This is a genomic window from Dyella sp. (genome assembly GCF_035685885.1).
Taxonomy (GTDB): domain Bacteria; phylum Pseudomonadota; class Gammaproteobacteria; order Xanthomonadales; family Rhodanobacteraceae; genus Dyella.
Genome location: NZ_DASRZX010000001.1, coordinates 1 through 24,991, shown reverse-complemented (window position 1 = coordinate 24,991; position 24,991 = coordinate 1). Strand labels below are relative to the sequence as shown.

Below are 24,991 nucleotides of genomic sequence, written 5' to 3'. Positions count from 1 at the left end.
CGCGACGCTTCAGCGAGGCAGCCGGCGCGGGTCCAGCATGGCGGCGGTAATGCCTGCGTCCTGCAGGTGCGAGGGCAGCGTCCTTCCCAGGAGGAGGCTCGCGCAGGTTTCGCCCATCGCCGCGGAGGTCTGGATGCCGTAACCGCCCTGCGCCGCTACCCAGAAGAACCCTTCCGCATCCGGCGCGAAGCCGCCCACCAGGTCGCCGTCGGCCACGAACGAACGCAGGCCAGCCCAGGTGCGCGTGGGCCGACGGATCATCATTGTGGTGGCTTCCTCAATGCGGTGGATGCCCATCGCGATGTCGAGTTCCTCGGGCTGCACATCGTGCGGTGGCACCGGGTCGGCGTTGGCGGGGCAGCCCATCAGCAGGCCGGCGTCGGGCTTGAAGTAGAAGCTTTCCTCGACATCCATCACGAAGGGCCAGTGCGTGATGTCCGTTAGCGGCGGCGGTTCGAACAGGAAGGCCGAACGGCGCCTGGGCTGGATGCCGATGGGCGCCACGCCGGCCAGTGCCGCCACCTCGTCCACCCACGCACCGGCAGCATTCACCAGCAGCGGCGCGCGGAACGATTCGCCGCCCGCGTCGACGAACCAATGGCCGGGGCCGCGCTCGATCGAGCGGATGCCCACGTTCATGCGTACCGTGCCGCCTTGCGCACGCAGCGCCCGCAGAAAACCCTGGTGCAGTTCGTTGACGTCGATGTCCGACGAGCCCGGCTCGAACAGTCCGATCTCCGCCGCTTCAGGGCGCAGCACAGGCACCCTGCCTTGCAGCCACGCGCCATCGACCATGCGCAGGTCGTCGGCAAGCGGAGCCATTTCCTCGTACATCGATTGCACCGCATCCACCTGGTCGGCGTTGCCGATGATCACCGTGCCGCGCGGCGAAAGGATCGGGTGCTGGGCAAAACCTTCCGGCGGACGCTGCAGGAACGGACGCGAGGCACGACTGAGCGCGCGCACCTGCGCCGAACCGTAGGTTTCGGAAAACAGCGCGGCCGAACGTCCGGTCGCATGCACGCCCGCGTGTTGCTCGCGCTCAAGCACGACCACGCGTGCATGCGGCGCCATGAAATACGCGGCCGAGGCGCCGGCCATGCCTGCGCCGATGACGATGACATCCGCTTCCGTGATCGTACTCATGGGGTTTCCGCAGATTGACGCGCCACCACGCTGGTGGCAGTGAGATCGGCCGTGACATTGCCCAGCGTGGCCAGCGCATCGGGCAAGGCGTCGACCGCGAGCATCAGGCCGAGCGGCCCGACCGGTACGCCCATCGCCTGCGCCACCGGCAGATTCGTGGCCATGAAACTCACGGCACCGGGAAGGCCCACCGAGCCCAGGCTGATCACCACGGCAAGCAGCGCCGCGGCGGCAAGTTGTGCCGCGCCCACGTCTATGCCGTACGCCCATGCGATGAAACAGGCCGACGTCACGTACTGCACGGGACTGGTCAGGCGAAACAGGCTCACCGCCATGGGCAGCACCAGGGCGTTGACCTGCGGCGGATAACCAAGCCGCTGCTCGGCGCTCTCCAGCATGGCCGGCAGCGATGCCAGCGACGATTGCGTGCTGGCCGCCACGATCTGCGCCGGCACCAGTGCGGGCACGAAGCGGCTCAGCCTTTCGCGGCCCCAAAACATGGCCACCGGCAGCATCAGCAGCGTCACCGCGAGATACAGCAGGCATTCCACCAGCACATAGATGCCCAGCGCGCCGAGCATCTGCAGGCCGGCGCGCGCGCAAACGGCGAGGATCAAAGCAAACACGCCCAGCGGCGCCACCCACAGCACCCAGCGCACGATCACGATCATGGTGTCGGCGATGGCCTGGAAGAAACCGATCACCAGCTCGCGCCGCGCCGCCTCGATGCGCGTCAGGGCGAAGCCGAAGAACAGGGCGAATACCACCAGCGGCAGCATCGCGCTCTGCGCAGCCGCCATGATGGCGTTGGCAGGCACGATGCCGTTGAACCACTCCGCCCAGCCAACGCCTTGTGTGACGGGCGCCGCGTGCGTGGCGACGGCGCTCTCCAGCGCGTGCGTGAGCTCGGGATTGCGGGTGAACAGCGCGAACAGGTGCGGCGCGGCGGCCGCTGCGAACAACGCCCCGCCGACCAGGATCAGGATGAAGGCGACGATGGCTCGTCGTGCAATGCGCCCCGAAGCCGCCGCGTCCGTGGCCGTGTTCACGCCCACCACCACCAGCGCGAACACCAGCGGCACCACCGTCATCTGCAACGCGTTGAGCCACAGACGTCCAAACGGCTGAACCGCGTCGGCCACCTGTGCGGCGACCGGTGCATTCCATGCCGCCAGCGCCAGGCCGCCCATGGCGCCCAGGGCCAGGCCGATGAGTACCCTCGTGGTGGCGCTCAAGGCTGCTTGCCCGGTGCAGGCAGGTGCCACGGCGACTGCAGTCGCACGTATTCATCCTGCGGCAGCAGCACGAATACCGGCTGGTCTTCCGGCTTCAGCCAGGCCAGCAGATGGCGCATCGCAGACTCCGGCATCGCCGTGCAACCTGCCGTGGCATCGGTCGGCGATTTCCACAGGTGCGCAAAGATGCAACTGCCGCCGCCCGACGTTGCCTCGGGGTTCTGCTCGATCACGAAGCCGAGCTTGTAGCGCTGGTCGCCATTCACATGAAGGTCGCGGCGCATCGGCTCGCTGGAACCTTCGACCGCCTTCGCGCCCACCTTGTTCGCATCGACGATCTGGTTGTAGTACGGCGAGCCATCCACGTCCACGCACCACTCGCTCACCTGCAAGGCGTCGTATGGCATGCGCGTGTCTGCGTGCCCGGCATAGCCGAAGACCTCACCGATGCGGAACACGCCTGCCGTGGCGCGGCCATCGCCCTCGTGCTTCTGCGGACCCTTCGGCTGCGGGTCATGCAGACCCAGCCCCCAGGCCGCGCCGGAACGACCAACGGTGACGTCCTGCGCCTCGCCTACGGCCTTCCACGCTTCGCCCTGGCGTTCGTAGGTGCGCAGCACGCCGTGGTCGGCATTCCAGTCCGGTGTCACCACCAGCACCATCTGGCTCGACTGTCGCCAGCGTGCGTCGGCCTGGGCCGCCGTCGCCTGGCCTGCGACGCACGCGGAAAGCGCTATCACCACGGCCATCACGCCGTGGACCAGGGAATGACGTTGCGCAGGTTTCATGGGGCTCCGTTTCAACATGGCGTTAGAGCTCAAGCGTCTGCTGGACGCGTTCGAGATTGGCCAGCAGCTGCACGTGGCGTTGTTCGTCGCCTTCGCACAGCTGCACATAGACACGATCAAGCAGGTGTTGCAGCGCGGACTGGTACAGCACCGGCTGGATGTACGGGCGATCGTCATGCGCGGAAACGAGCAGCGCCAGATCCGCCAGCGCGCGCAGCGGATTGGAGGTGTGCCGTGTCACCGTGATCAGCCGACCGCGGCGTTCGCGGAAGAAACGCCCGATCTTGCACAGCGCGGGGTGGCTGCCCTGCTCGGAGAACACCAGCAACACGTCGCCCGCACCGGCGGCCGATACGCTGGCCGCCATGCGCGGCGCGTCGAAGTTGTGCACGCTGGGAATACCCAGCAGCGACAACCGCAGCGCGAAGCTGCGCGCATAGATATCGTCGTCGCCCAGACCGATCATGAACACCTTGCCGCTGCAGCCGGCCGCCGCAATGGCATCCGCCACGGCCTGCAAGGTTTCGGGCGGGTTGATCAGCCGCGTTTCCTCTTCCGCCTCGGATTTGCTGCGCCACAGGTTGGCCGCCCTCGCCTCGTTCTCGCCACCGTGCACCTCGGTCGCGACTTCGTCGGCATCACCGTTGTCGGCGCGGGCGATCGCTTCGCCCACCGAATATTTGAGGTCGGGATAGCCCTTGAAACCCAGCTTCTGGGTGAACTTCACCACGCTCGACTGGCTGATGCCCAGCGCGTTGGCCAGTTGCTGCGAGGAGTAGTCGCGCAGCAGCTGGGCGTTCTCCAGGATGAAATCGGCAATGCGCCGCTCCACGGCCGACATCTGGTCGCGTTCGGAGCGGATCTTGAGCAGGGGGGACACGTCCGCGCGCCTTACAGGATGCGGTCATCCCAGCGAAAGCTGGGAGCCAGGGCCTTCAGCGCCCGGAACAGCAACGGCGCTGGACCCCTGCTTTCGCAGGAGTGACGGATGATGGGACGTGTCACGGTGAACATCAGTCAGCCAGCCTCTCAAGCCCCCGGATCTCCCGGATTCCCAACCCGGGCGCGTCGGTGACCGAGATCTCCGACTCATTGAAGATCACGCCCCCGTCGACGGGGTTGTACTGGCATAGCGAGGGGCCGTCCAGATCCACCTTGGTGATCACGGCCGACTTGGCCACCGCCACGTGCACCGCCGCTGCCACGCTGATGCTGGTTTCCAGCATGCAACCGATCATGCATTCCACGCCGTACATGCCGGCAATGTCTGCAATGCGAATGGCGTTGGAGATGCCACCGGTCTTCATCAGCTTGATGTTGATGATGTCGGCGGCGCGCATGCGGATCAGGTCGATCACTTCCATCGGGCCGAACACGCTTTCGTCGGCCATGATGGGCGTGTGCACGCGCTCGGTGACGTAACGCATGCCTTCCAGGTCGCGCGCCTTCACCGGCTGCTCTACCAGCTCAAGGCGCACGCCGGCGTCTTCCAGCGTCTGCAGCGCATAGACGGCCTGTTTGGCCGTCCATCCCTGGTTGGCATCCAGGCGCAGCAGCGCGCGGTTTTCCACGGCCGCATAGATGGCCTTGACGCGCTCGATGTCGACGCCAATGTCCTTGCCAACCTTGATCTTCAGCGACTCGAAGCCACGCTCCACCGCGCTGACGGAATCGGCCACCATCTTGTCGATGTAGTCGACGCTGATGGTGATGTCGGTGGTGATCACCGGGTCGCCGCCGCCCAGCAGCTTGTACAGCGGCGCGTTGTAGAGCTGGCCCCACAGGTCATAGATGGCGATTTCCACCGCGGCCTTGGCGCTGGTGTTCTTCTCCATCGAGCCCTGGATGAGCTGCGTAAGACGATTGAGGTCGGCGATGTCCTGGCCCATCAGGCGCGGCGCGATGTAGTGGCGGATCGCGTCGACCATCGAACCATGCGTGTCGCCGGTGATGACAGCCGTGGCCGGCGCCTCGCCATGGCCGACATGGCCGGTATCGGTGTGCACCATCACCACGATGTCTTCGACCTGGTTGACCGTGCGCAACGCCGTCTTGAATGGCGTCTTCAACGGCACCCGCAGCATGCCGAATGTGATATCGGTGATCTTCATGGGGAGCGGAGGCTTCCTGTCTTCAATAGGGAAAAGGGCGGCATCAGGCCGGTTACGGGCGAATGCGCACAATGCTGGTCATGCGGTCGACATAGGTGCGCTTGCTGTCCCACAGCAATGGCATCAGCGGCGTCACCGACACTTCGTTGAGCTTGACGCGATGCGTTGTACCGCTGCCGTCGAGGTAGCTGATGCCGCCGGTGTCATGGATGACATAAGGCTGGCCGTTGAGCTTGCCGATCATCATCATCACGTGCCCGGGGATATAAACCAAGTCGCCCACGTTGAGCGCCAGCGCGGCCTTGATGCGCGCCTCATGGCTGTCCTTGTCGGTGAATGCCTGGTGCGTGAGCGCGGGGCTGATCGCCTGCTTGCTGGTGTTGCGCGGCATCTGCACGCCCATGCTGCGATAGACGTCCGACACGAAGCCACTGCAATCGCGTCCGTCGTACGCATGTCCCCAGCCATAGCGCTCGCCGAGGAACTTGAAACCCTGGCGGATGATGTTGGCTTCGGTCAGCGGCAGGTAGCTGTCGCTGGTGTCGGCCACGCGCTGCACCAGCGCCGGCGAGAAGGCGAGCTTGCCCTGCGCGGTCTGTATCGGCAGCTCGACCACATGCGACGCATAGGGCGACTGCCCGTTCACCGGCTGGTCGGGCGCCTGGTCCGAAAGCACCGGCAAGGCGACGCCCATATCCAGCTGCAGCTGGGACACGGCGGGCTGCTCGGGCGTGAATACCGTCGCCACGTTGTCGCCGGTGACGATGCGCTGTGGCTGCTTGCCGGCGTAACCGAAGACCTCGGCTGATGAACCTTCCGCAACATTCTCGCGGCGCGTCCACGCGGCATAGCGCGGACTCACCACGAACAGCCACTGCCCGTCGCGGCTTTCGTGCGCGATGACCACCGGCGTGCCGGGAAACTCGGCGGTTTCCTGGAAGCGATCGATGTCGTGGTCATCCGACGAAGTGAACACGCGCTGGTCGGTGGGAAAGCTGCGCAGCGCCGCGCGCTGCACCACCAGGCCATAGCGCGTGGCCTGCTGCGCGGGCACGCGATCCAGCGCGAGCTGGTCGGTCACGTCCTGCTTGAGCGAGGCAGCCACCGGCTTGCCATCCACGTCGAACAGCGGCTTGGAGGGATATTGCGAGATGTCCTTGATCCACGCGGTGACCTGGTCGCCGGCAAGCGATGCCGGAAGCGCCTTCAGGTCGTGCATGGACGGATCGGTATGCAGCAGGCGCGTGTTCTGCGCGGCGATGTCGGCAGGCTCCAGCAGCACCTTGTCCGGCTGGGCCAGCTGCTTGACCCAGAAATCGGGCGTGAGCATGGCGTTGTTGCTGATGCCGATCACGCCCGACGGCGGCACCGGGACGGCGTCGGGTCCCTTGTCCGCAAGCACGGGTGCGGCGGCGAGAGCGGTGGCGATACAGAACGCGAGGCGAGATATCAGTTTCATCGTCATTCCTACGCAATGGCCAGCGACGACATCACCGACGCCACCAGCAGACCGAACGCGGTACCGAGGATATAGCCCAGCAGGGCCAGCAGGATGCCAACAGGCACCAGCGAGCGTGAATAACTCGCGGCAAGTATCGGCGTGGCGGCCACGCCGCCGATACAGGCCAGCGAGGAGATGCCGCAAAGATAGAGATCGAAATGGAACACGCGCGCCGCCAGCGCGAGCAGCACGGCGTGGATGGCGATGACGCTCACGCCGCACATGAGGTAGAGCGGCGCCGAGGCGATGCCTTCGAAATTGCTTTGCGAGGCCAGCACCGCGACCACGCTGATCAGCATGGCGCTGGAAATGGTGTTGGCTCCGGCAAAACGCGACAGCGGCGTCTGCGCCGCGACCAGGCCGAAGCCGGTGGCCAGCATGATGGTCCAGGTGGTGGACGTCAGCATGTCCGAGGTGGGCAGGCGCTCGCCAAGCCACGCGGAGACGGCACCTACCAGCAGCGCCAAACCCAGCCACAGCAGCACGTTCTCCGGCGTGGTGGGACCGTGGCTGCGGGCTTCTTCCACCACCATGTCCGCGCTGGACTTGGCGCGCGTCCAGCGGTTGAAGTTCGTCGCCAGCCGGCCCAGGCCGAACAGCACCACCACCCACATGGAATAGCACAGCGCGTCGGTGAGCAACGACATGGCCAGCAGCCGGTCCGGCATGCCGATGGCCTGCTTCACCGCCACCATGTTGGCCGTGCCGCCGACCCAGCTACCGGAAAGCGCCGCCAGCGGTTGCCAGGCATTGCCTGACAGCCAATGCCGGAACATAAGGAACGTCGCGATAAAGGCGACGAACAGGCAAACCATCGTCACGAAGAACACCGCGAGCACGCGCGGGCCCAGGCGCAGGATCGCAAGCAAGTCGCAATTGATCATCAGCAGGAACAGCAGCGCCGGAATCATGTGCCCGATCAGCAAGGTCTGGGTGGCGCGGATTTCCTCGTTGACCTGCCACAGACCGGTCACCGCCAGAGCGGTCACCAGCAGATAGGTCAGCACGATCGGCGGCAGCACTTCAAAGAAGCGCCACCGGAAGCGTCGTTCCAGCGCGGGAAACAGGCCCGCTGCCAACAACATGACAGCGAGATAAGGCCAGGCCGTGTGGATCATGCGTCCTCTCTGGTTTCCCCGGGTTGGCTCGATTAGGAATATCTGATTCGAGCCAAGTTCGATCGAAGCATAAATTATTGACCACTGATTGCAAGCATGCTACACAGCCCATGTCGTCATTTCTTGCGAGGGGAGTTGCAGTGATGTTGGCCAGAGTCCCCAAGTCCTTGCGACCACGTAAGGCTGCACCTATTGCGCTTGCCCTCGCCTGCCTGCTCGCCGTCAGTCATCCGGCGCACGCCGCGCCCGATACGACTGCCTCCGTCTCGCCCGCGCAGCATGCCATTGCGCTGGTCGACGCAGGCCAATTCAAGTCGGCCGAGGCTGACATCACGACAGCGCTGGCCCAGCCCGGGCTGCCCCAGGACACACGCGACGCGCTGTTGTTCCAGCGCGAGCGCATGCGACGCATCCTGATCGACTTCACGCTTGATGCCGATGCCGCCAAGGCGCGCATCCGCAAGCAGATTCCCGACCTGACCGACGCCGAGTTCGCCCGCTGGGACCAGCAGGGCCTGATCGAGCACATGGTGATCGACGGCCGCACGCTCTATTTCAAGCGAGCCCCGGGCAACCTGTTCCTGCTCAGCAAGGAAGCCGCCGCGCGCCGCACGACCCCCGCGACTTCCGGCGACGATCCGATGGAGACGCTCAACGAGCACCATCGCGCCGCGCGCGCCGAAGCCCTGGCCACGCATCGCACGAGCGTCACGCCCAACCATGTGCGCGTCACCGAAACGGTGACGGTCGATGCCGATGCCGTGCCAGCGGGCGAAACCATCCGCGCGTGGCTGCCGTTCGCGCGTGAACTGCCCGGCCAGCAGGAACAGGTGAAGCTGGTCGACAGCCAGCCCGCCGGCGCGAAGGTGGCGCCCGCGTCCACGCTGCAACGCACCGCGTACATGGAAAAGAAGGCCGAAGCCGGCAAGCCGACGACGTTCGGCGTCACCTACGAACTCACTATCTACGCGCAATACCACGACATCGACGCGAACAAGGTCGTGGCGACCAGGCTGACGCCCGACCTGAAGCCTTACGTCGAGGAACGCGCGCCACACATCGTGTTCACCGACGACCTGCGCGCGTTCTCGCGCAAGGTGGTGGGCGACGAAAAGAATCCCTATCGCATCGCGCAGAAACTGTTCGCCGCGGTGGACCAGATTCCGTGGGCGGGTGCGCGCGAATATTCCACCATCAGCAACCTCAGCGATTACACGCTGCATGCGGGCCACGGCGATTGCGGCCAGCAGACCATGCTGCTGATCACGCTGCTGCGCCTCAACGGCATTCCCGCACGCTGGCAGTCGGGCTGGATCTTCTCGGACGGCACGTACGACAACATCCACGACTGGGGCCAGCTGTACCTCGCGCCTTATGGCTGGGTGCCGATGGATGTGACCTTCGGCCAGTTGCAACCAGGCAAGGGCGACGATCCGGCGCTGCAGTGGTTCTACCTCGGCGGCCTCGATGCGTATCGCATCGCTTTCAACAGCGACTTCAGCCAGCCGTTCGTACCGGCCAAACAGCACTTCCGTTCCGAGACAGTGGATTCGCAGCGCGGTGAGCTCGAATGGCGCGGCGGCAATTTGTACTTCAATCAGTGGGACTACAACTTCAAATGGCAGCTACTGCCCGTCACCAACGGAAGGTAAGCCGCTCACTTCAGCGACGATAGAACCGGGGGAGACGGGGAAATGGTCAGTCGTAATTTTCGCAGGACCGTATTGTGCATGGCGCTTGGCCTGGGCATCGCTTCGATGGCCATGCCAAGCGCACACGCAGGCAACAACGACGGCACGGTGGTGGGTCACACCGAAGCCGGCGCCATCGTCACGATCAGCAATGCGCAGACGGGCTTTACGCGCAATGTCACGGCCGATGCCAAGGGCAATTACCGCATTCCGTTCCTCGCCGTGGGCGACTACACGCTTAGCGTTGCGAAGGATGGCAAGGAGCTCACCGCGCCAACCACGGTCACCGTGACGCTGGGCAATGCCACCACGGTGAACCTGGGCGGCAACGCGCAGAACCTGTCCGCGGTGAATGTCACCGGCACCGCCATCATCACGGCCGTGGACGTGACCTCCACCGAATCGTCCACCAACATTTCGCGCGAAGAGCTGCGCCGCCTGCCGGTGGACCAGAACATCGCGTCCGTGGCGCAACTCGCGCCGGGCGTGGTGAAGGGTGCCTCTTCGTTCGGCGGCTTGTCGTTCGGCGGCTCGTCCGTGGCGGAAAACGCCATCTATGTGAACGGCCTCAACGTCACCGACTTCTACAACCGCAATGGCTATTCCGAAGCACCCTTCAACTTCTACCAGGAATTCCAGGTGAAGACGGGCGGCTACTCGGTGGAGTTCGGCCGCACCACCGGCGGCGTGATCAACGCCGTGGCCCGTTCGGGTACGAATGAATTCCACAGCGGCGTGGAAATGACCATGGAACCGGGCTCCTGGCACGCGCAGGCCAAGGACCGCTACGACAGCGACGGCACGCGCTACCTCACCGCCAGTGAGGACCGCGACTCGCTGATGAAGACCAACGTGTGGGCATCCGGCCCGATCGTGAAGGACAAGCTGTTCTTCTTCGCGATGTACGAGGCGCGTGGCGAGTCGCCGCGCAACACCAACGACGAAGGCACCACACTCACCAGCAACAGTGCTGCGCCTGGTTTCTGGGGCACCACGATCGACTGGCACATCAACGACAGCAACCTGCTCTCGCTGATGGCGTTCTCGGACAAGGACAGCAACACCGGCACGGTCTACAACTACGACTACGACTCGGGCGCGATCGGCGCCAAGACCAACACCATCTACACCGATACCGGTGGCAAGAACTGGTCGCTGACCTACACCAACTACCTCACCGACAACCTGTCGATGAAGCTGCTCTACGGTGAAAACAGCCGCGAGTCGTTCACCCGCTCGCTGGCGGACATCGAGTGTAATCACGTCGCCGCCGAAAACGCGGTGGCCAAGCCGGGCGTTCCGCTGGGCTGCACGACCAGCACCGCGGTGGAAAAGCTCAACGACAAGCGCAAGGAAGGCCGCGCCGACTTCGAGTGGAAGCTGGGCGATCACCTGTTGCGCTTCGGCTACGACCACGAGGACGACGACTCAGAATATGCCCGTCGTTATCCGGGTCCTGGCGCGATCTACTACAACGTCTACGCGGCCACGCCGGGATCGTCGATTCCCAATCCCGCCGGCGGCGGTGTGATTCCGGCCGGCTACAACGGCTATGTGCGCGCCCGTCGTTACGAGATCGCCGGCAACTTCGACACCACCAACAACGCCCTCTATCTTGAGGACAACTGGCAGGTGACACCCAACCTGCTGTTGAGCGCGGGCATCCGCCGCGACGGGTTCGACAACATGGACGCCTCGGGCCGCAGCTACATCAAGATGGACAACATGTGGGCGCCGCGCTTCGGGTTCTCCTGGGACATGAAGGGCGACGGCACCACCAAGCTCTACGGCAACCTGGGTCGCTACTACCTGCCCGTTGCCAACGTGATCAACATCAAGCAGGCCGGCGGCCTGTTGGATGAGCGCACCTACTACGCCTTTGGCGGCTGGAACACGCTGACCGACGCCAACGGCAACAAGTACGCCGTGCCCATTCTCGGCCCGCAACTGGGTGGCGTGGACACTTCGCAGGGCGACGGCACGGTGGGCGACCTGCGCTCCGAAGTCGACCACGACATGGACCAGGTCTATCAGGACGAGTTGATCCTCGGCTTCCAGCAGATGATCAACGACAAGTGGTCGTGGGGCGTCAACGGCACCTACCGCAAGCTGCACAACGCCATCGACGACATGGAAATCAGCGCGACGGGCAAGTGCGGTCCGGACGGCTATATCGGTTGGGTGATGGGCAATCCCGGCAAGAAGACCACCGTGTGGGGCGACACCAACTGCGACGGCACCGCCGACGGTTGGGTGACGGTGGACACGTCGAAAGAAGGCTGGGCCATGTACGACGCCGACGGCAATTACCTCGGCCAGCGCGGCTGGGTGAAGCCCAAGCGCACCTACACGGCATTGGAATTCCAGCTCGACCGTGCATGGGACAACAAGTGGTCGTTCAACGCCTCGTACGTGCTGTCGTGGAACCGTGGCAACGCTGAAGGTCCGGTCAATTCCGACACCGACTTCGACGATACGGGCCGCACCGAGAACTTCGACAACCCGTGGGTGAACTTCGGCGGCGACGGCTATCTGCCCAACGACCGACGTCACCAGATCAAGCTGCGCGGCACCTATGCCATCACCCCAAACTGGCAGGTTGCCGGTGACGCCAACATCGCGTCGGGCGGCCCGATCACCGGCTTCGGCGTCGGCAATCCCTACGACGATACGAATTACCACAGCTATTACATCTGCGTGGCCAATTGCGATGCGGAGCGCTCGGAGGATCGCGTCTACCAGTCCTCCCCGCGCGGCAAGTATGGCCGCATGCCCTGGACCTACAACCTCGGTGCCAGCATCACGTACTTGCGTCCGCTGGGCGACAAGGGCGAGCTGCGCGTGAAGTTCGCCGTCTACAACCTGTTCAACGAACAGCAGACCATCGCCGTGGACCAGGACCTGCAGACGACCATTTCCGACAGCACCAGCACCACCTTCAGGCAGCCGCTTCGCTTCCAGCAGCCGCGCTTTGCGCAACTGACGGTCTCCGTGGATTTCTGACCGTCCCTCCCTACGGCAGCCAGCGCTATGCTGGCTGCCGTCTTTTTTCGAACACGACAGGTGCGATGGTGTCCGCCATGATCGATGCTTCCCACGCCACGCCACACGATTCCCGCGCCGCACCCCGTATCGACGGCGTCGACCTGCAGGCACTGGCCGAACGCATTCCCACCCCTTTCTACGCCTACTCCGCCAGCGCCATCCGCGATCGCATCGCGTCGCTGCAACGGGCGCTGCAGGGCGTGGACGCGCTGATCTGCTATGCGGTCAAGGCCAATTCCAGCCTCGCCGTGCTCAACCTGATGCACGAGCACGGCGTGGGCGCCGACATCGTTTCCGCGGGCGAGCTGTGGCGGGCGCTACGCGCGGGCATACCGCCCGAACGCATCGTGTTCTCCGGTGTGGGCAAGAGCGAGGAAGAGATTGCCGAGGCGCTGTCCGCCAAGATCCTGCGCTTCAACGTGGAATCCCACGAAGAGTTGCTGACCTTGCAACAGGTGGCCGCTTCGTTGGGCATCACGGCGCGTGCTGCCGTGCGCATCAACCCGGACGTGGATGCACTTACCCACGCCAAGATTTCCACCGGCAAGGCCGAGAACAAGTTCGGCGTCAGCATCGAGGAGGCCCGGCGCTGGTTTGCGGAGAAGGAAGCGCTGAGCCATGTGCAGCTGGATGGGCTGCACGTGCATATCGGCTCGCAGATCCTCAGCCTCGATCCGTTCCGCGAGGCGTTCAAGCGCGTGGCGCAGTTCTGGCGCGAACTGGAAGCGGTCGGGCACGCCATCGCCAGCATCGACGCGGGCGGCGGCCTGGGCGTGCGCTATCGCGAAGGACATGATCACCCGGTGGACGCCGCAGCCTATGTGGCCGTGGTTCGCGACGCGCTTGCCGGCTTCACGGGGCGCCTGTTGTTCGAGCCCGGCCGCTACCTGGTGGCCGAGGCCGGCGTGTTGCTCACCCGCGTCATCCGCATCAAGCACGGCGAGCAACGCAAGTTCCTCGTGCTCGATTCGGCCATGAACGACTTGCAGCGGCCGAGCCTGTACGATGCCTGGCATGACATCGTGCCCGTGCATGGGGAGACACGAGCGATGACCGAGTACGACATCGTAGGCCCCGTCTGCGAAACCGGCGACACCTTCGCCCGCGCTCGCGCCATGCCCGAATGCGCGGCCGGCGACCTGCTGATGATCCGCACCACCGGCGCCTATGGCGCCTCGATGGCCTCCACTTACAACTCGCGTCCGCTCGTGGCGGAAGTGCTGCTGGATCGCGGCCGCTATGCCGTGGTGCGCCAGCGCCAGAGTTTCGAAGACATGATCGCCGGCGAGCAGCCGGCCCGACACTGGGAGACGGCATGAAGAGCATGAAGGGCATGAACATCCTCGGCAGCGCGATCGTCCTGGCACTGGCGTTTGGCGGAACGGCGGCAGCCGCGCAGCAGGACCCGCCGATCACGGTCGATACCCACGTGGACATCCCGTTCGCCTACATGCACGAGGCGCGCTTCGACGTCGGCAAGCAAACGCCTTTGCAGGTGGACCTGGACAAGATGAAGCGCGGAGGGCTCGACTCCGCGTTCTTCATCGTCTACGTCGAACAGGGACCGCTGACGCCGGAAGGCTATGCGAAGGCCATGCAGGAGGCCAAGCAGAAGTACGACGCCATCGACCTGATGGTGCACACCTACCCCGATCGCATCCGTCTGGCCACGTCGCCGGCACAGGTGCGCGCCAACAAGGCAGCAGGCCGGCTTTCGGCGATGATCGGCGTGGAAAACGGCTATTCGCTGGGGCACGACATCAAGAATCTCGATGAGGCGTACAAGCGCGGCGCCCGCTACGTAGGCCTCGCGCACATGGGCAACAACGACCTGTGCACCAGCTCCACGCCCGAAGCAAGCCTGGGCGACGCGCCGTTGCCCGAGTACGGCCTCACCGATTTCGGGCGCAGCGTGGTCAAGCGTGACAACGAGCTGGGCATCATGGTCGATGTCTCGCATTCGTCCGATCAGTGCGTACGCGATGTGCTGGCCTTGTCTACCGCGCCCGTCATCGCCTCGCACTCGTCGGCGCGTGCGCTCGATATCCATCCGCGCAATCTCTCCGATGAACTGTTGCGCGCCATCGCCGCCAAGGGTGGCGTGATCCAGGTGGTCGCGGTGCAGGATTTCATCCGGCTCGATCCGGCCCGACAGCTTGCGCAGAAGGCGCTGCAGGCCCAGGTGGCCAAGCAGGCCGGCGACAAGGAATTCGACAGCGAGAAACACGACTACCTGCCTGCGTATATCGAGGGCATGAAGCGCATCGACGCGGCGCTTCCGCCGCCGAACGTCGACGACTACGTCGCGCACATCAAGCACATCGTGGAAGTGGCCGGCATCGACCACGTAGGCATCGCCTCGGATTTCGATGGCGGCGGCGGCATCGCCGGCTGGAGCGACGCCACGCAGACGCGCAATGTCACGGCCGCCTTGCGGCGCGCCGGGTTCAGCAACCAGGACATCGCCAAGATCTGGGGCGGCAACCTGCTGCGTGTATGGGGCGAAGTGGAGCAGCACGCCACGGCGAACCATGCGAAGCACTGAGCGCACCGCTGCGCGACGGTCGCGCGCACGGCGCGTTGTTGTGGCGCTGTTGGGTGCGACGCTCGCCACCTCGGCGCTGGCCGCCCGGCCGGATCCCAAGCTCGATGCCATCGTCGACACGGTGGCATCGCGTTACCACCTGGCTGGCGTAGCGGTGGGCGTGATCGATCACGGCGAGATCGTCTACACGCACACCAAGGGCGAACGCGCGGCCGGTTCCGGCCAGGCCATCGACGCGGACACGCTGTTCAAGATCGCGTCCAACAGCAAGGCCATGACCAGCACCCTGCTCGCCCGTCTCGTGCAGGAAGGCAAGCTGCGCTGGGACGATCCGGTACGCAAATACCTGCCCAGTTTCCGCATGAACGACCCCTGGGTCACTGAACACATGCAGGTGGGCGACCTGCTCACGCATCGCAGCGGCCTGCGCGAAGGCGCGGGCGACCTGATGCTGTGGCCGGAGCCCAACGCATTCACGCGGCAAGACATCCTCAACGGGCTCGCCTATCTCAAGCCGGCCTACAGCTTCCGCGCGGGCTATGCGTACGACAACCTGCTCTATGTGATCGCGGGGGAAGTGGCCGCGGCGGCGGGGCATGACAGTTACGACAAGCTGCTGCGCCGCGAAGTGTTCGATCCACTCGGGCTTTCACGCTGCCAGATCGGCCGCTGGAACCGCGATGCCGTGGGCAACGTCGCGCAGCCGCACGCTTATGAAAACGGGCGCAATGTCGTCGCCAACGCCGACGACGCCATCGTGCCCGACATCACCTCTGCCGCCGCGGGCGGCGTGCGTTGCAGCCTCGACGACATGCTGACGTGGGCTCGCAACTGGCTGGCGCCCACGCCCGCGCAACTCGCCTGGCTGACGCCGGCGCAACGGCAGATCCTGTGGACGCCCTACACGCCCATGCCGATCTCCAAGCACCGCCGCGAATGGGATGGCACGCGTTTCTACGCCTATGGCTATGGCTGGCGCCTCGCCGATGTCGATGGTCAGTTCACCGTGTCGCACACCGGCACGCTTTCGGGCATGTATTCGGCGATGGTCCTGTTGCCGAACCGGCAGTCCGGCTTCGTGGTGTTGATCAACAGCGAAGCCGAGGATGCACGCACCGTGCTCATCGAGACACTGACCAAGCATTTCACTGCGCCTGCCGATAAGCACGACGCGAACTGGTACGCCGACCAGCTCGATGCCGACGCGTCGGCGCCGGAGCACAAGACGCCCGAGCCCGTCTCGCGGCCGGCAACGGTGAAGGAACTCTCCTCGCAGCTGGGCCAGTGGCGCGATCCGTGGTTCGGCACGATCAGGCTGTGCCCGCGCGAAGGCGCCGTGCGCTTTGCCGCCACCAAATCACCTCGCCTGGTGGGCACGGTGATGCGTGCAGGCCAGCGATACCTGGTTCACTGGGACAAGGGCGAGGTCGATGCCTGGATGGATTTCCCCGCGCATCCGGGTGAGACCATGCACCTGAGCAAGGTCGATCCGTCCGCCGATTTCAGCAACGACTTCGAGGATCTCGCCTTCCATCGGGAGCACGGCTGTGAATAACCTGCTTCGCTCCGCGATATTTCTTGCCGCCCTGCTGCCTGGCACGCAGGCCTTTGCCGATGGCACGCCGACGTTGTCACCTGCAAAAACCGCCGAACAGGCAGGACTGGTGGACATCCGCCAGCTGGCGCCCGGCATTGCCGAGGACATCAAGTACGCAGGCAGCGACAACTTCGTGGGCACGCCGGTGGACGGCTATCTCGCACCCAAGTGTTTCCTGCTCAAGCCCGCCGCCGAGGCGTTGGCGCGGGTGGAGCGTGACCTCGAGGCGCGGCATCGGAAACTGCAGGTGTTCGACTGCTATCGGCCAGCACGCGCCGTGGCGCATTTCGTGCGCTGGGCGGGCGACCTTTCCGACCAACGCACCAAGCCCGAGCACTATCCCACGCTGGACAAGGGTGCCCTGCTCGGCGACTACATCGCGCCCGTGTCGGGCCATAGCCGTGGCGCGACGACCGATCTCACGCTGATGCAATGCGATGCCAACGACGCGCATTGCAAGCCGATCGACATGGGCACCTCGTTCGATTATTTCGGCACGCTGGCCAATACCGAATCGCCACAGGCGACACCCGCGCAACATGCCAACCGCGAGCTGCTGCGCGCCGCGATGGAACGCGAGGGTTTTCGCAACTATGCGATGGAATGGTGGCATTACACCCTGACGCCCGAGCCCACGCCCGACACGATCTACGACGTGCCGGTGCAGTGACTGCCCAACTTCGATGACAAGGTTCGTACCGATGCGCACGTTCGCCTTGCTGCTCTCCCTCCTGCTGTGTGCGAGTGCCCACGCCGCCACGCCAGACACCGCCGACATCGACGCGATGATGAAGGCCTATCAGGGCGACGTGCCCGGCGCATCGTTGCTGGTCATCAAGGACGGCAAGGCCGTGCTGCGCAAGAGTTACGGCCTGGCGAACCTGGAGTCGCACGAGGCGACCACGCCCGCCACCAATTACCGGCTTGCTTCGGTGAGCAAGCAGTTCACCGCCGCGGGCATCCTGCTGCTATCCGAACGCGGCAAGCTGTCGCTCGACGACCGCGTGCGTCGCTGGCTGCCGGAACTCAATGCAGCCCATGACACCATCACCATCAGGCAACTGCTGGATCACGGCGGCGGCCTGATCGACTACGAAGACCTGATGCCGGCCGATGCCACCGACCAGATCAGCGATGCTGGCGTGCTCAAGCTGCTGGCCGCCGAGCCACGTAGCTATTTCCCGCCAGGCACGTCCTACCGTTACAGCAATGGCGGCTATGTGCTGCTGGGCCTGATCATCGAACGTGCCTCCGGACAGACACTGCCGGATTTCCTGCGCCAGAACATTTTCCAGCCGCTCGGCATGGCTCACACGCTGCTGTATGAGCGCGGCGGCCCTGATGTGCCGAACCGCGCGTACGGCTACAGCGAAGAAAACGGCCACTGGGTGCGCACCGACCAAAGCTCGACCAGCGCCACGCGCGGCGACGGCGGCATCTATTCCTCCATCGACGACATGGCGAAGTGGGACGCGGCACTGTACGACCACCGCCTGCTGTCCGATGCCTCGCGCAACGCCGCCTTCACTGTGCAGAACAAGGTGACGGGCGAAGAAGACGTCGACGGCTACGGATTCGGCTGGCGCATCCACGGCGATGTGCGCTGGCACTCGGGCGAAACCATGGGCTCCCGCAACGTCATCATCCGCTGGCCCAAGCAGCACCTCACCGTGGTGATGCTGACCAACCGCAACGATCCGGAGCCGTATCACACGGCGTTGGCGGTCGGGCAGAAATTTCTGGCCGCAAAGCCGTAGCCTCGACTTTTTTTGTGGGAGCGCACCCTGTGCGCGACAAGCCTACGGAGCCATGCACCCAGCGCTGCGGTCGCGCACAGGGTGTACTCCCACAACGGGTGCTTTGCGCGACGCGGGCTACCTCATCGACCGCCGATCGCCGGCGGTGGAAACGCCAGCACGTCCGCGGTATAGCTCTCCACGACCAGGCTGAAAGGCCGGTTGCCCTGATCGAACAGCACGGCGCGGTGCTGCAACACGTGATGCGGAATGTCCAGGCGGCCCCCCTTCGCTGCAGGCACTGGCGCACCCGTTTCCCAGCCCTGCGGCAGCGGTGACCACAACAGCTCGGCCGACAATGTCTGACGGTGGAAATGCAGCGGCTGCACTACCTTGCCGAATGGCGTGTCGGTGGTGTCCAGTTCCTGGTTCATGGCGTCGGTGAGGCGCGAGGGCACGTACCAGTTGTCCGCCTCGGACAGTACGTGCTCGCCGCAGGCAAGTTGCACGCGGCGGTAGCGCACCGTTTCATCCGAACCGATGGCGAGCTGCTTGCGGGCCTCTTCGGGCAGCGGTTTGTCCTCGCCGCGCACGCGCTCGGCGATCACCTTCGCTTCCGGGGCGAGGTGATGCGCACCGCACCAGCGCTCCAGTGTCAGCGTCGCGCTGGGATGGCTCAGCAGGTCGGCGTTGAGCGTCTGCAGCAGCGCCAGCACCTCGACTCGCGAGGTGGCGTCATCGTTCCACGGTGTTGCAGGCTCGCGTGCCGCGGCGGGCGACGCCAGCAGGCTGCCGCCTAGCCCGATCACACAGGCTGCGGTTGCGCCTCGACGGATGGCACGCATGCTCACAGGCCCTTGGCCGCCTGCGCCACCGCGCGGAACAGCGCGCGGCCCTTGCTCATCGTCTCTTCCCACTCGGACGAAGGATCGGAGTCATACACGATGCCCGCGCCTGCCTGGACGTGTAGACGTCCATCCTGGATCACCGCCGTGCGGATGGCGATGGCAGTATCGGCATCGCCCCACCAGCCGATCCAGCCAATCGCGCCGGCGTAGATGTTGCGCTTGTAGGGTTCCAGTTCCTGGATGATTTCCAGCGCGCGGATCTTCGGCGCACCACTGAGCGTGCCCGCCGGGAACGTCGCCTTGAGCACGTCCATGTAGCCCACGTCCGGGCGCACATCGCCCTGCACCTGCGAGACGATGTGCATCACGTGCGAGTAGCGTTCCACCACGAAGGATTCGCTCACCTCGACGCTGCCGGTCTCGCTGATGCGGCCGATATCGTTGCGACCGAGATCGATCAGCATCACGTGCTCGGCGCGCTCCTTCGGATCGGCCAGTAGTTCTTCCTCAAGCGCCCGGTCTTCTTCTTCGGTGGCGCCGCGCTTGCGCGTGCCGGCGAGCGGGCGCACCACTACCTTGCCGTCCTTCAGGCGCGCGAGGATTTCCGGCGAGGAGCCGACGATCTGCGTCTGTCCCAGGTCGACGAAGTACATGTACGGCGACGGGTTCAAGGCGCGCAGCGCGCGATACACGTCCACCGGCCGCGCGTTGAAGCCCACGCTCAGTCGCTGCGAAGGCACCACCTGGAAGATGTCGCCGGCGCGGATGTATTCCTTCGCGCGCTCCACCATCGCCTCGAACTCCTCCTTGGTGAAGGAGGACTTGAAGTCGCTTTCGTCCAGCGCCGTGCTCTGGTTGAGCTGCGGATATGACACACCGCTCTGGCGCAGGCGATAGACCAGCGCATCGAGCCGGCGCTGCGCTTCGGCGTAAGCGTGCGGCTGCGAGGGATCGGCATGCACGATCAGGTACAGACGACCCTTGAGGTTGTCGAACACCGCCACTTCTTCGGCCAACATCAGCAGCACGTCGGGCGTGCCGAGCTCGTCCGCGCGATCCCACTGCGCCAGACGCGGCTCGATGTAGCCGATCGTCTCGAAACCGAAGTAACCCACCAGGCCGCCGCTGAACGCCGGCAGCTGCGGCAGGCGCGGCACGTCGTACTGCTTGCGCAGCACTTCGATCTCGGCGAGCGGGTCTTCGACGTGCCGGCGCTCGGTCACTTCGCCGGCATCCTCCACTTCCAGCTCATGTCCGCGCAGGCGGTACACGCGCTTCGCGGGCAGGCCAATGATCGAATAGCGTCCCCAGGTGGCGCCGCCCTCGACCGACTCGAACAGGAAGGTATACGGGCCGTCGGCCAGCTTCAGGTATACCGACAGCGGCGTGTCGAGGTCGGAAAACACCTCGCGCACCAGGGGAATGCGGGTGTGGCCCTGTGCTGCCAGTGCGTCGAATGCGTCGCGGGAAATCACGTGGAGAGGTCCGGTCGGGGCAAGCGTGAACGGGCATTGTAGGGGCAGCGGCGCAATGAGCCGAAATCCGTATGACTTGTCCCCCCGCCCATGCACGCCTAACCTTGCCCCATCGGCACGTCACGCGGCATCCGCAGGGGAAAACCAATGGGTATGGACCAACGCTGCCTGGTACTTTCAGGCCGCCTGCTTGACGGGCAGGACGCGGCCAGCGTCCAAACGCGCCTGGCGTCCGCCTTCGGCATGGAAATGACGGGCTTTCGCGAGCGGGTTTTCGAGCGGGCGCCATTGATCATCCGACGCGGCCTGGACGAAGCCACCGCCGAGGCACAGGCGGCCCAGTTGCGCGGCATGGGCGTGGAAGCCGATGTGCTGCCGGACAGCGATCGCCTTGCGTGGCTGCGCCGCGGCGGCCAGATCCGCGGCCCGCTACCCGAAGACGCCCTCGGCCGCTACGCCGAACCGGGCGACCAGTGGTGCCATGACGGCGGCCAGACCTGGTTCGACTGGTCGCCCACCGTCGCCCACGAGGTACCGCCGCTTCCCGAAGGCGATCCCGACCTGGCTGCGTCGATGGACGTGGAGCCGCCGCCGCTGCCCGCAGTCCCCACGCTGCCCTTGCCGCCGCCGGCACCCGCCGTCAAGTCGCCAATGTCGACGGCGGCCATCGTGGCGCTGCTGTTTGGCCTGCTTGCGTTGTTCTACCGCCCGCTGTCGCCGGTGGCGATCCTGCTGGCCATCACCACACTGGTTTATCTGTATCGCCGACCGTTGCTGCGCGGGCGCGCGTTCGCCGTCGCTGCGCTGGTGCTCGGCGGCGTAGCGTTCGCGATGTGGATGCAGCGGCCTGCCATGCCCGTGGCGCAGCCGTACGTGCCGCGCCCGCTGAAGCCGCTCACGGCCGGTACCGAAGAGGCCAGGGAAGCGCCGACCCAATGCGCGGCGAAAGCGGCGGCACCGAAGAACGACGAAGACCGCTTCCTGCTGACCGGCCAACGCCTGCTTACCGGTCGGGCGCAGCGCAAGGGCGACACCTACGTCGCCGAAGCGGCCGTCTCGGTCAACGCCGAATGCCAGCCCAACGCGCTGCAGCTGTATGTGTTCCGCCATGGCGTGTTCATTGGCCCCGCGCTGTCCACCGCGGCCAGCCTCGCCACCACCAGGCTGTCGGACTTCGACCTGACCGATGACCAGCACCTGCGTGTCACCCTGGCCCAGTGCAGCGACAAACCCGACGACTGCGCCGCCACCTCGGTGAAGCAGATCGCCGTGATGCCCGGCGGCGGTGGCTGGACGCTGGGGGAGATCAAGTAAACACGCATCCTCGCTGATCTGCAGGAGCTCACCCTGTGAGCGACCGCAGACTGGCGGGCGACCTCAGTCACTGGTTTTGGCGATACGCCAGCCCTGGCATCACCGCTCTGCTGGCTGTCGCGCGCAGGGTGCGCTCCCACAAAATCACGGAGGCCGCTACAACCTCTGCCGCGGCATCCCGTGCAACACCAGCGTGAACGCCACACCGCTGCCATCATCGAGATTGCGCGCCACGGCCATGCCGCCATGGCGCTCCGCAACCAGGCGCACCACGTACAGGCCCAACCCCAGGTGCGGTGCATCGCCCGGCGTGGCTTTGTCACGCAGGCTCACCAGTGAATCGAACAGGCGTCCCTGCATTGCCGCAGGCAACGGCTGTCCCTGATTCGCCAGCTCGATCTCCGCGCCATCGGTCGTCGCGCGCAAGGTGAGGCGCAACCAGCCACCCTCGGGCGTGAACGACAGCGCGTTGTCGAACAGCTTGTCCAGCGCCTGCGCGATCAATTCCGGAGCGCAGTGCATGATCATCGGTTCGTGCGGCAGCACCGTCTCCATGCGGCGTGCGCCGACCAGCGGCCGATAGGCGTCGCTGCAGCCGCGCACCACCGCCACGAGATCCACGTCTTCCGGCTCTGCCGCCGCAATGGCGCGCTCCATGCGGCTGGCCTCGCTCATCGCACGCACGAGCTGTCCCAGGCGCGCGACGCCGTCGCGGGCGCGCAGCAGGTAGGGCTGGGCATCTGGCGGCATTGCATGCTCGGCCTGCAGCGCGTGTTCAAGGTTGTCCAGCGAGGACTTCACGATCGCCAGCGGCGTGTTGAGTTCATGCGACAGCTTGGACGCCAGGGTGCGCAGGTAATCGGTGTAACCACCGACCACCTCGAACAGGCGCTCGAAACTGCGCGCGAGATCGCCGATCTCGTCTTCGGCGCCCGTCATGGGGAAAGGGCCGTCCAGACGTCCATCATTCAACTGCGCACGTTCGGCGGCGTCGCGCAGGCGACCCAGCCGGATGCTCAACCGGGTAGCGAAAACCAGCAGGATTCCGCCAGCCACCAGCAGCACGCCGAAACTGGTAAGCAGCAGGCCCAGCAGCGCGCGATTGGCCAGCAGCGGCACGGCGCGGCTGGCCTGTTCAAGCAGCAGCACGCCGCGCACCTTCCCATCGCGTTCGATCGGCACGGCTGCCGCCAGCACCACGCTGCCGCGCCCCTCGCCCTGCCGCCACAGCGTGGCCGGCGCCCCGCGGCTCGCCTCGCGGACCTGGGGCACGTCCAGGCGCGGCACATCCTGTGTCCACGGCTCCGCGTCCTCCACCTGGTTGGCCAGCAGCGAGCGATATACCAGGGCCGCGAACCAGCCCGGCTGGTCGCTCGGCGCCGAGGCAGGCGTGGCAAGGTGGCCGGTCTGTGCCAGCAACCAGCCATCGGGAGCCAGCACGCGGGCCTGTACGCCATCCAGCGCAAGTTGCCCGAGTTCGGTGGAAAGCGACGGCGAATACGCCATCAGCGGGCGGCTCTCCACGGCCTGCGGATCGCCGCCGGCCATCGCGTCATAGATGGACAAGCCGAGCGCATCCACGCCAAGACTGCGCGGCACCCGCAACTCAACGCGGTAGCCGCTGCCATCCTCCTGCCATTGCGCGGTGAGCCGCACGGGCAATCCATCCACGGCATCATCCAGAGGACGCGCCGTCACCATGCCGGGCGCCGTGCTCGCCAGCAGGAAGCGGCGCGACTGCCCCGCTTTGCCGAGGCTCAATACCAGGTGGTCGGATCGCAACGCCGCGGGATCTTCCGCATCCGCACGCGTGCGTTGCGCGCTGCGCACCTCCGCATAGAGGTACAGCCAGTCTGCATCCTCGGCCAGCAGCAGCTTGCCTCGACGATCCAGCGCCTGGCTCCACGGCGTGAGCGGCGCCCAGTCATCGCCATAGCCATCGATGGTGATGGGATTGGCCGCCTGCTGCACGTACCACACGGGCGCGGCCGGAGGCAGCGGCGCATCGGTCACCACCAGGCTGCGAGCCATCGCGCGCGCCGAAGCAGTCAGCGCCTGCGCCTGGCCTTCGCGCAGCAGCGTTTCCATCTGCCGCACATACAGCCAACCGGCCGCCGGCAAGGCCAGCGTGCACAGGGCGACGAGCAGCAATTTGCGGCGGAGGGTCATGAAGCGACGATACCGAAAGGCGGCGCTATTTTCCTCGGGCCGGAGCGTTACCTGCCTTGTCGTCGTAGCGCAGATACTTCGAATTCACAGCCACTTGCATGAACTGGGAAAGCAGCTCCTGCCGTTTCGGATCATTGGCTGCCACGGTCATCGACCACGACAATCGAATGCCACTCGCTTTACCCGGATCACAGAACACAACCACGTCGTCGAAGTGATCACTGCCCTGATAGAGATATCCCTTGCAGGAAATACTGGCATTGTTGATGGCAAGCATTCCTACCTTCGCTGTGTGATCGCGCGTCAGATAGTCCTTGCGATCCGCCTCCAGATCGGCATCGAGTGTCGGCTTTTTGGCTGTCCAGACATTGAGCACCATCACGCGCTCGGGCTTGCCAGTCCATTCGCCTTGATAGAGCACCGCGTTTACACCGATGGCCCTGGCGTAGGTGCAGCAATCCTGGGTCCATCCGGCCGGCAGATCTGTCAGAACGGCCCAACCTGGCGTTCCATCATCCGCCTTGCCATAGATCATCACTCCCGGGTTCTTGTCCGCAGGGGCGCCATACGTGCCGAAGGACGCAAGCAGCAACAGGCATGAGCCGGATAAACGCTTCATCAAGGCTTCCACCGGTAGCCGACGCCATGCACGGTTTCGATCGCGTCGAACTC

Annotated in this window: 19 protein-coding genes; 8 read left to right on the top strand and 11 right to left on the bottom strand. The window is 65.3% G+C overall.

Going from position 1 to position 24,991, the window contains the following annotated elements; all coding sequences use genetic code 11:
- Nucleotides 1-9: 9 nt before the first annotated feature.
- The 7 genes from VFG49_RS00095 to VFG49_RS00065 form a co-directional block, all read right to left on the bottom strand.
- Nucleotides 10-1,146: an FAD-dependent oxidoreductase gene (locus tag VFG49_RS00095; protein ID WP_324857144.1), complete on the bottom strand. Its 1,137-nt coding sequence runs from the start codon at nt 1,144-1,146 to the stop codon at nt 10-12.
- On the bottom strand, nt 1,143-2,381 hold the full coding sequence (locus VFG49_RS00090; protein WP_324857142.1) for a dicarboxylate/amino acid:cation symporter: 1,239 nt from the start codon (nt 2,379-2,381) through the stop codon (nt 1,143-1,145). The genes VFG49_RS00095 and VFG49_RS00090 overlap by 4 nt, the downstream gene beginning before the upstream one ends.
- A complete protein-coding gene (locus tag VFG49_RS00085) occupies nt 2,378-3,169 on the bottom strand; it encodes a L,D-transpeptidase family protein (RefSeq protein ID WP_324857140.1) in 792 nt (263 codons plus the stop codon). The genes VFG49_RS00090 and VFG49_RS00085 overlap by 4 nt, the downstream gene beginning before the upstream one ends.
- Before the next feature lie 22 nt (nt 3,170-3,191).
- A complete protein-coding gene (locus VFG49_RS00080) occupies nt 3,192-4,049 on the bottom strand; it encodes a MurR/RpiR family transcriptional regulator (RefSeq protein ID WP_324857137.1) in 858 nt (285 codons plus the stop codon).
- Nucleotides 4,050-4,182: 133 nt separating this feature from the next.
- Complete coding sequence (locus VFG49_RS00075; RefSeq protein ID WP_324857135.1) at nt 4,183-5,280, bottom strand: dipeptide epimerase; 1,098 nt, start codon at nt 5,278-5,280, stop codon at nt 4,183-4,185.
- Nucleotides 5,281-5,332: 52 nt separating this feature from the next.
- Complete coding sequence (locus VFG49_RS00070) at nt 5,333-6,739, bottom strand: SH3 domain-containing protein (RefSeq protein WP_324857132.1); 1,407 nt, start codon at nt 6,737-6,739, stop codon at nt 5,333-5,335.
- 8 nt (nt 6,740-6,747) lie between these two features.
- Complete coding sequence (locus VFG49_RS00065; RefSeq protein ID WP_324857131.1) at nt 6,748-7,899, bottom strand: DUF819 domain-containing protein; 1,152 nt, start codon at nt 7,897-7,899, stop codon at nt 6,748-6,750.
- A gap of 143 nt (nt 7,900-8,042) precedes the next feature.
- Between VFG49_RS00065 and VFG49_RS00060 the strand changes: the two genes are divergently transcribed.
- The 7 genes from VFG49_RS00060 (at nt 8,043) to VFG49_RS00030 (ending at nt 18,534) form a co-directional block, all read left to right on the top strand.
- The gene (locus tag VFG49_RS00060; protein WP_324857129.1) at nt 8,043-9,551 is read left to right on the top strand and encodes a transglutaminase-like domain-containing protein; all 1,509 of its coding nucleotides are present in this window, start codon (nt 8,043-8,045) and stop codon (nt 9,549-9,551) included.
- Nucleotides 9,552-9,593: 42 nt separating this feature from the next.
- Nucleotides 9,594-12,593, top strand: a complete 3,000-nt coding sequence (locus tag VFG49_RS00055; RefSeq protein ID WP_324857127.1) for a TonB-dependent receptor — start codon at nt 9,594-9,596, stop codon at nt 12,591-12,593.
- A 77-nt stretch (nt 12,594-12,670) separates the two neighbouring features.
- Nucleotides 12,671-13,954 (top strand): diaminopimelate decarboxylase, encoded by a 1,284-nt coding sequence (gene lysA / locus VFG49_RS00050; protein WP_324857125.1) that lies wholly within the window; start codon nt 12,671-12,673, stop codon nt 13,952-13,954.
- Nucleotides 13,955-13,959: 5 nt separating this feature from the next.
- The gene (locus VFG49_RS00045) at nt 13,960-15,180 is read left to right on the top strand and encodes a dipeptidase (protein WP_324857195.1); all 1,221 of its coding nucleotides are present in this window, start codon (nt 13,960-13,962) and stop codon (nt 15,178-15,180) included.
- Nucleotides 15,167-16,735, top strand: a complete 1,569-nt coding sequence (locus VFG49_RS00040) for a serine hydrolase (protein ID WP_414649006.1) — start codon at nt 15,167-15,169, stop codon at nt 16,733-16,735. Before VFG49_RS00045 ends, VFG49_RS00040 begins: the two co-directional genes overlap by 14 nt.
- Nucleotide 16,736: 1 nt before the next feature.
- The gene (locus VFG49_RS00035; protein ID WP_324857193.1) at nt 16,737-17,447 is read left to right on the top strand and encodes a M15 family metallopeptidase; all 711 of its coding nucleotides are present in this window, start codon (nt 16,737-16,739) and stop codon (nt 17,445-17,447) included.
- 31 nt (nt 17,448-17,478) lie between these two features.
- Nucleotides 17,479-18,534: a serine hydrolase domain-containing protein gene (locus VFG49_RS00030; RefSeq protein WP_324857121.1), complete on the top strand. Its 1,056-nt coding sequence runs from the start codon at nt 17,479-17,481 to the stop codon at nt 18,532-18,534.
- Between the two features lie 122 nt (nt 18,535-18,656).
- On the opposite strand, the gene VFG49_RS00025 is transcribed toward VFG49_RS00030, so the two are convergent.
- Nucleotides 18,657-19,358, bottom strand: a complete 702-nt coding sequence (locus tag VFG49_RS00025) for a hypothetical protein (RefSeq protein ID WP_324857119.1) — start codon at nt 19,356-19,358, stop codon at nt 18,657-18,659.
- 2 nt (nt 19,359-19,360) lie between these two features.
- Nucleotides 19,361-20,836 carry an anthranilate synthase component I gene (gene trpE, locus VFG49_RS00020; RefSeq protein WP_324857117.1) on the bottom strand — a complete coding sequence of 492 codons (1,476 nt, stop codon included), beginning with the start codon at nt 20,834-20,836 and terminating at the stop codon, nt 19,361-19,363.
- Between the two features lie 153 nt (nt 20,837-20,989).
- Here trpE and VFG49_RS00015 point away from each other — a divergent pair, with 153 nt between their 5' ends.
- Nucleotides 20,990-22,150: a DUF4190 domain-containing protein gene (locus VFG49_RS00015; protein ID WP_324857115.1), complete on the top strand. Its 1,161-nt coding sequence runs from the start codon at nt 20,990-20,992 to the stop codon at nt 22,148-22,150.
- Nucleotides 22,151-22,306: 156 nt separating this feature from the next.
- Here the strand turns inward: VFG49_RS00015 and VFG49_RS00010 are convergent, their stop codons facing one another.
- Complete coding sequence (locus VFG49_RS00010; protein ID WP_324857113.1) at nt 22,307-24,319, bottom strand: ATP-binding protein; 2,013 nt, start codon at nt 24,317-24,319, stop codon at nt 22,307-22,309.
- 25 nt (nt 24,320-24,344) lie between these two features.
- Nucleotides 24,345-24,991, bottom strand: a 647-nt coding sequence (locus VFG49_RS00005; RefSeq protein WP_324857111.1) for a hypothetical protein, incomplete at its 5' end; no start/stop codon positions are given.

Bases quoted from the DNA above. Each gene is read 5' to 3' on its own strand.
- VFG49_RS00055 (WP_324857127.1), top strand. From the start codon at position 9,594: ATGGTCAGTCGTAATTTTCGCAGGACCGTATTGTGCATGGCGCTTGGC.
- VFG49_RS00025 (WP_324857119.1), bottom strand. From the start codon at position 19,358: ATGCGTGCCATCCGTCGAGGCGCAACCGCAGCCTGTGTGATCGGGCTA.
- VFG49_RS00060 (WP_324857129.1), top strand. From the start codon at position 8,043: ATGTTGGCCAGAGTCCCCAAGTCCTTGCGACCACGTAAGGCTGCACCT.
- VFG49_RS00040 (WP_414649006.1), top strand. From the start codon at position 15,167: ATGCGAAGCACTGAGCGCACCGCTGCGCGACGGTCGCGCGCACGGCGC.
- VFG49_RS00095 (WP_324857144.1), bottom strand. From the start codon at position 1,146: ATGAGTACGATCACGGAAGCGGATGTCATCGTCATCGGCGCAGGCATG.
- lysA (WP_324857125.1), top strand. From the start codon at position 12,671: ATGATCGATGCTTCCCACGCCACGCCACACGATTCCCGCGCCGCACCC.
- VFG49_RS00065 (WP_324857131.1), bottom strand. From the start codon at position 7,899: ATGATCCACACGGCCTGGCCTTATCTCGCTGTCATGTTGTTGGCAGCG.
- VFG49_RS00010 (WP_324857113.1), bottom strand. From the start codon at position 24,319: ATGACCCTCCGCCGCAAATTGCTGCTCGTCGCCCTGTGCACGCTGGCC.
- VFG49_RS00075 (WP_324857135.1), bottom strand. From the start codon at position 5,280: ATGAAGATCACCGATATCACATTCGGCATGCTGCGGGTGCCGTTGAAG.
- VFG49_RS00070 (WP_324857132.1), bottom strand. From the start codon at position 6,739: ATGAAACTGATATCTCGCCTCGCGTTCTGTATCGCCACCGCTCTCGCC.
- VFG49_RS00015 (WP_324857115.1), top strand. From the start codon at position 20,990: ATGGACCAACGCTGCCTGGTACTTTCAGGCCGCCTGCTTGACGGGCAG.
- VFG49_RS00085 (WP_324857140.1), bottom strand. From the start codon at position 3,169: ATGAAACCTGCGCAACGTCATTCCCTGGTCCACGGCGTGATGGCCGTG.
- VFG49_RS00030 (WP_324857121.1), top strand. From the start codon at position 17,479: ATGCGCACGTTCGCCTTGCTGCTCTCCCTCCTGCTGTGTGCGAGTGCC.
- VFG49_RS00045 (WP_324857195.1), top strand. From the start codon at position 13,960: ATGAAGGGCATGAACATCCTCGGCAGCGCGATCGTCCTGGCACTGGCG.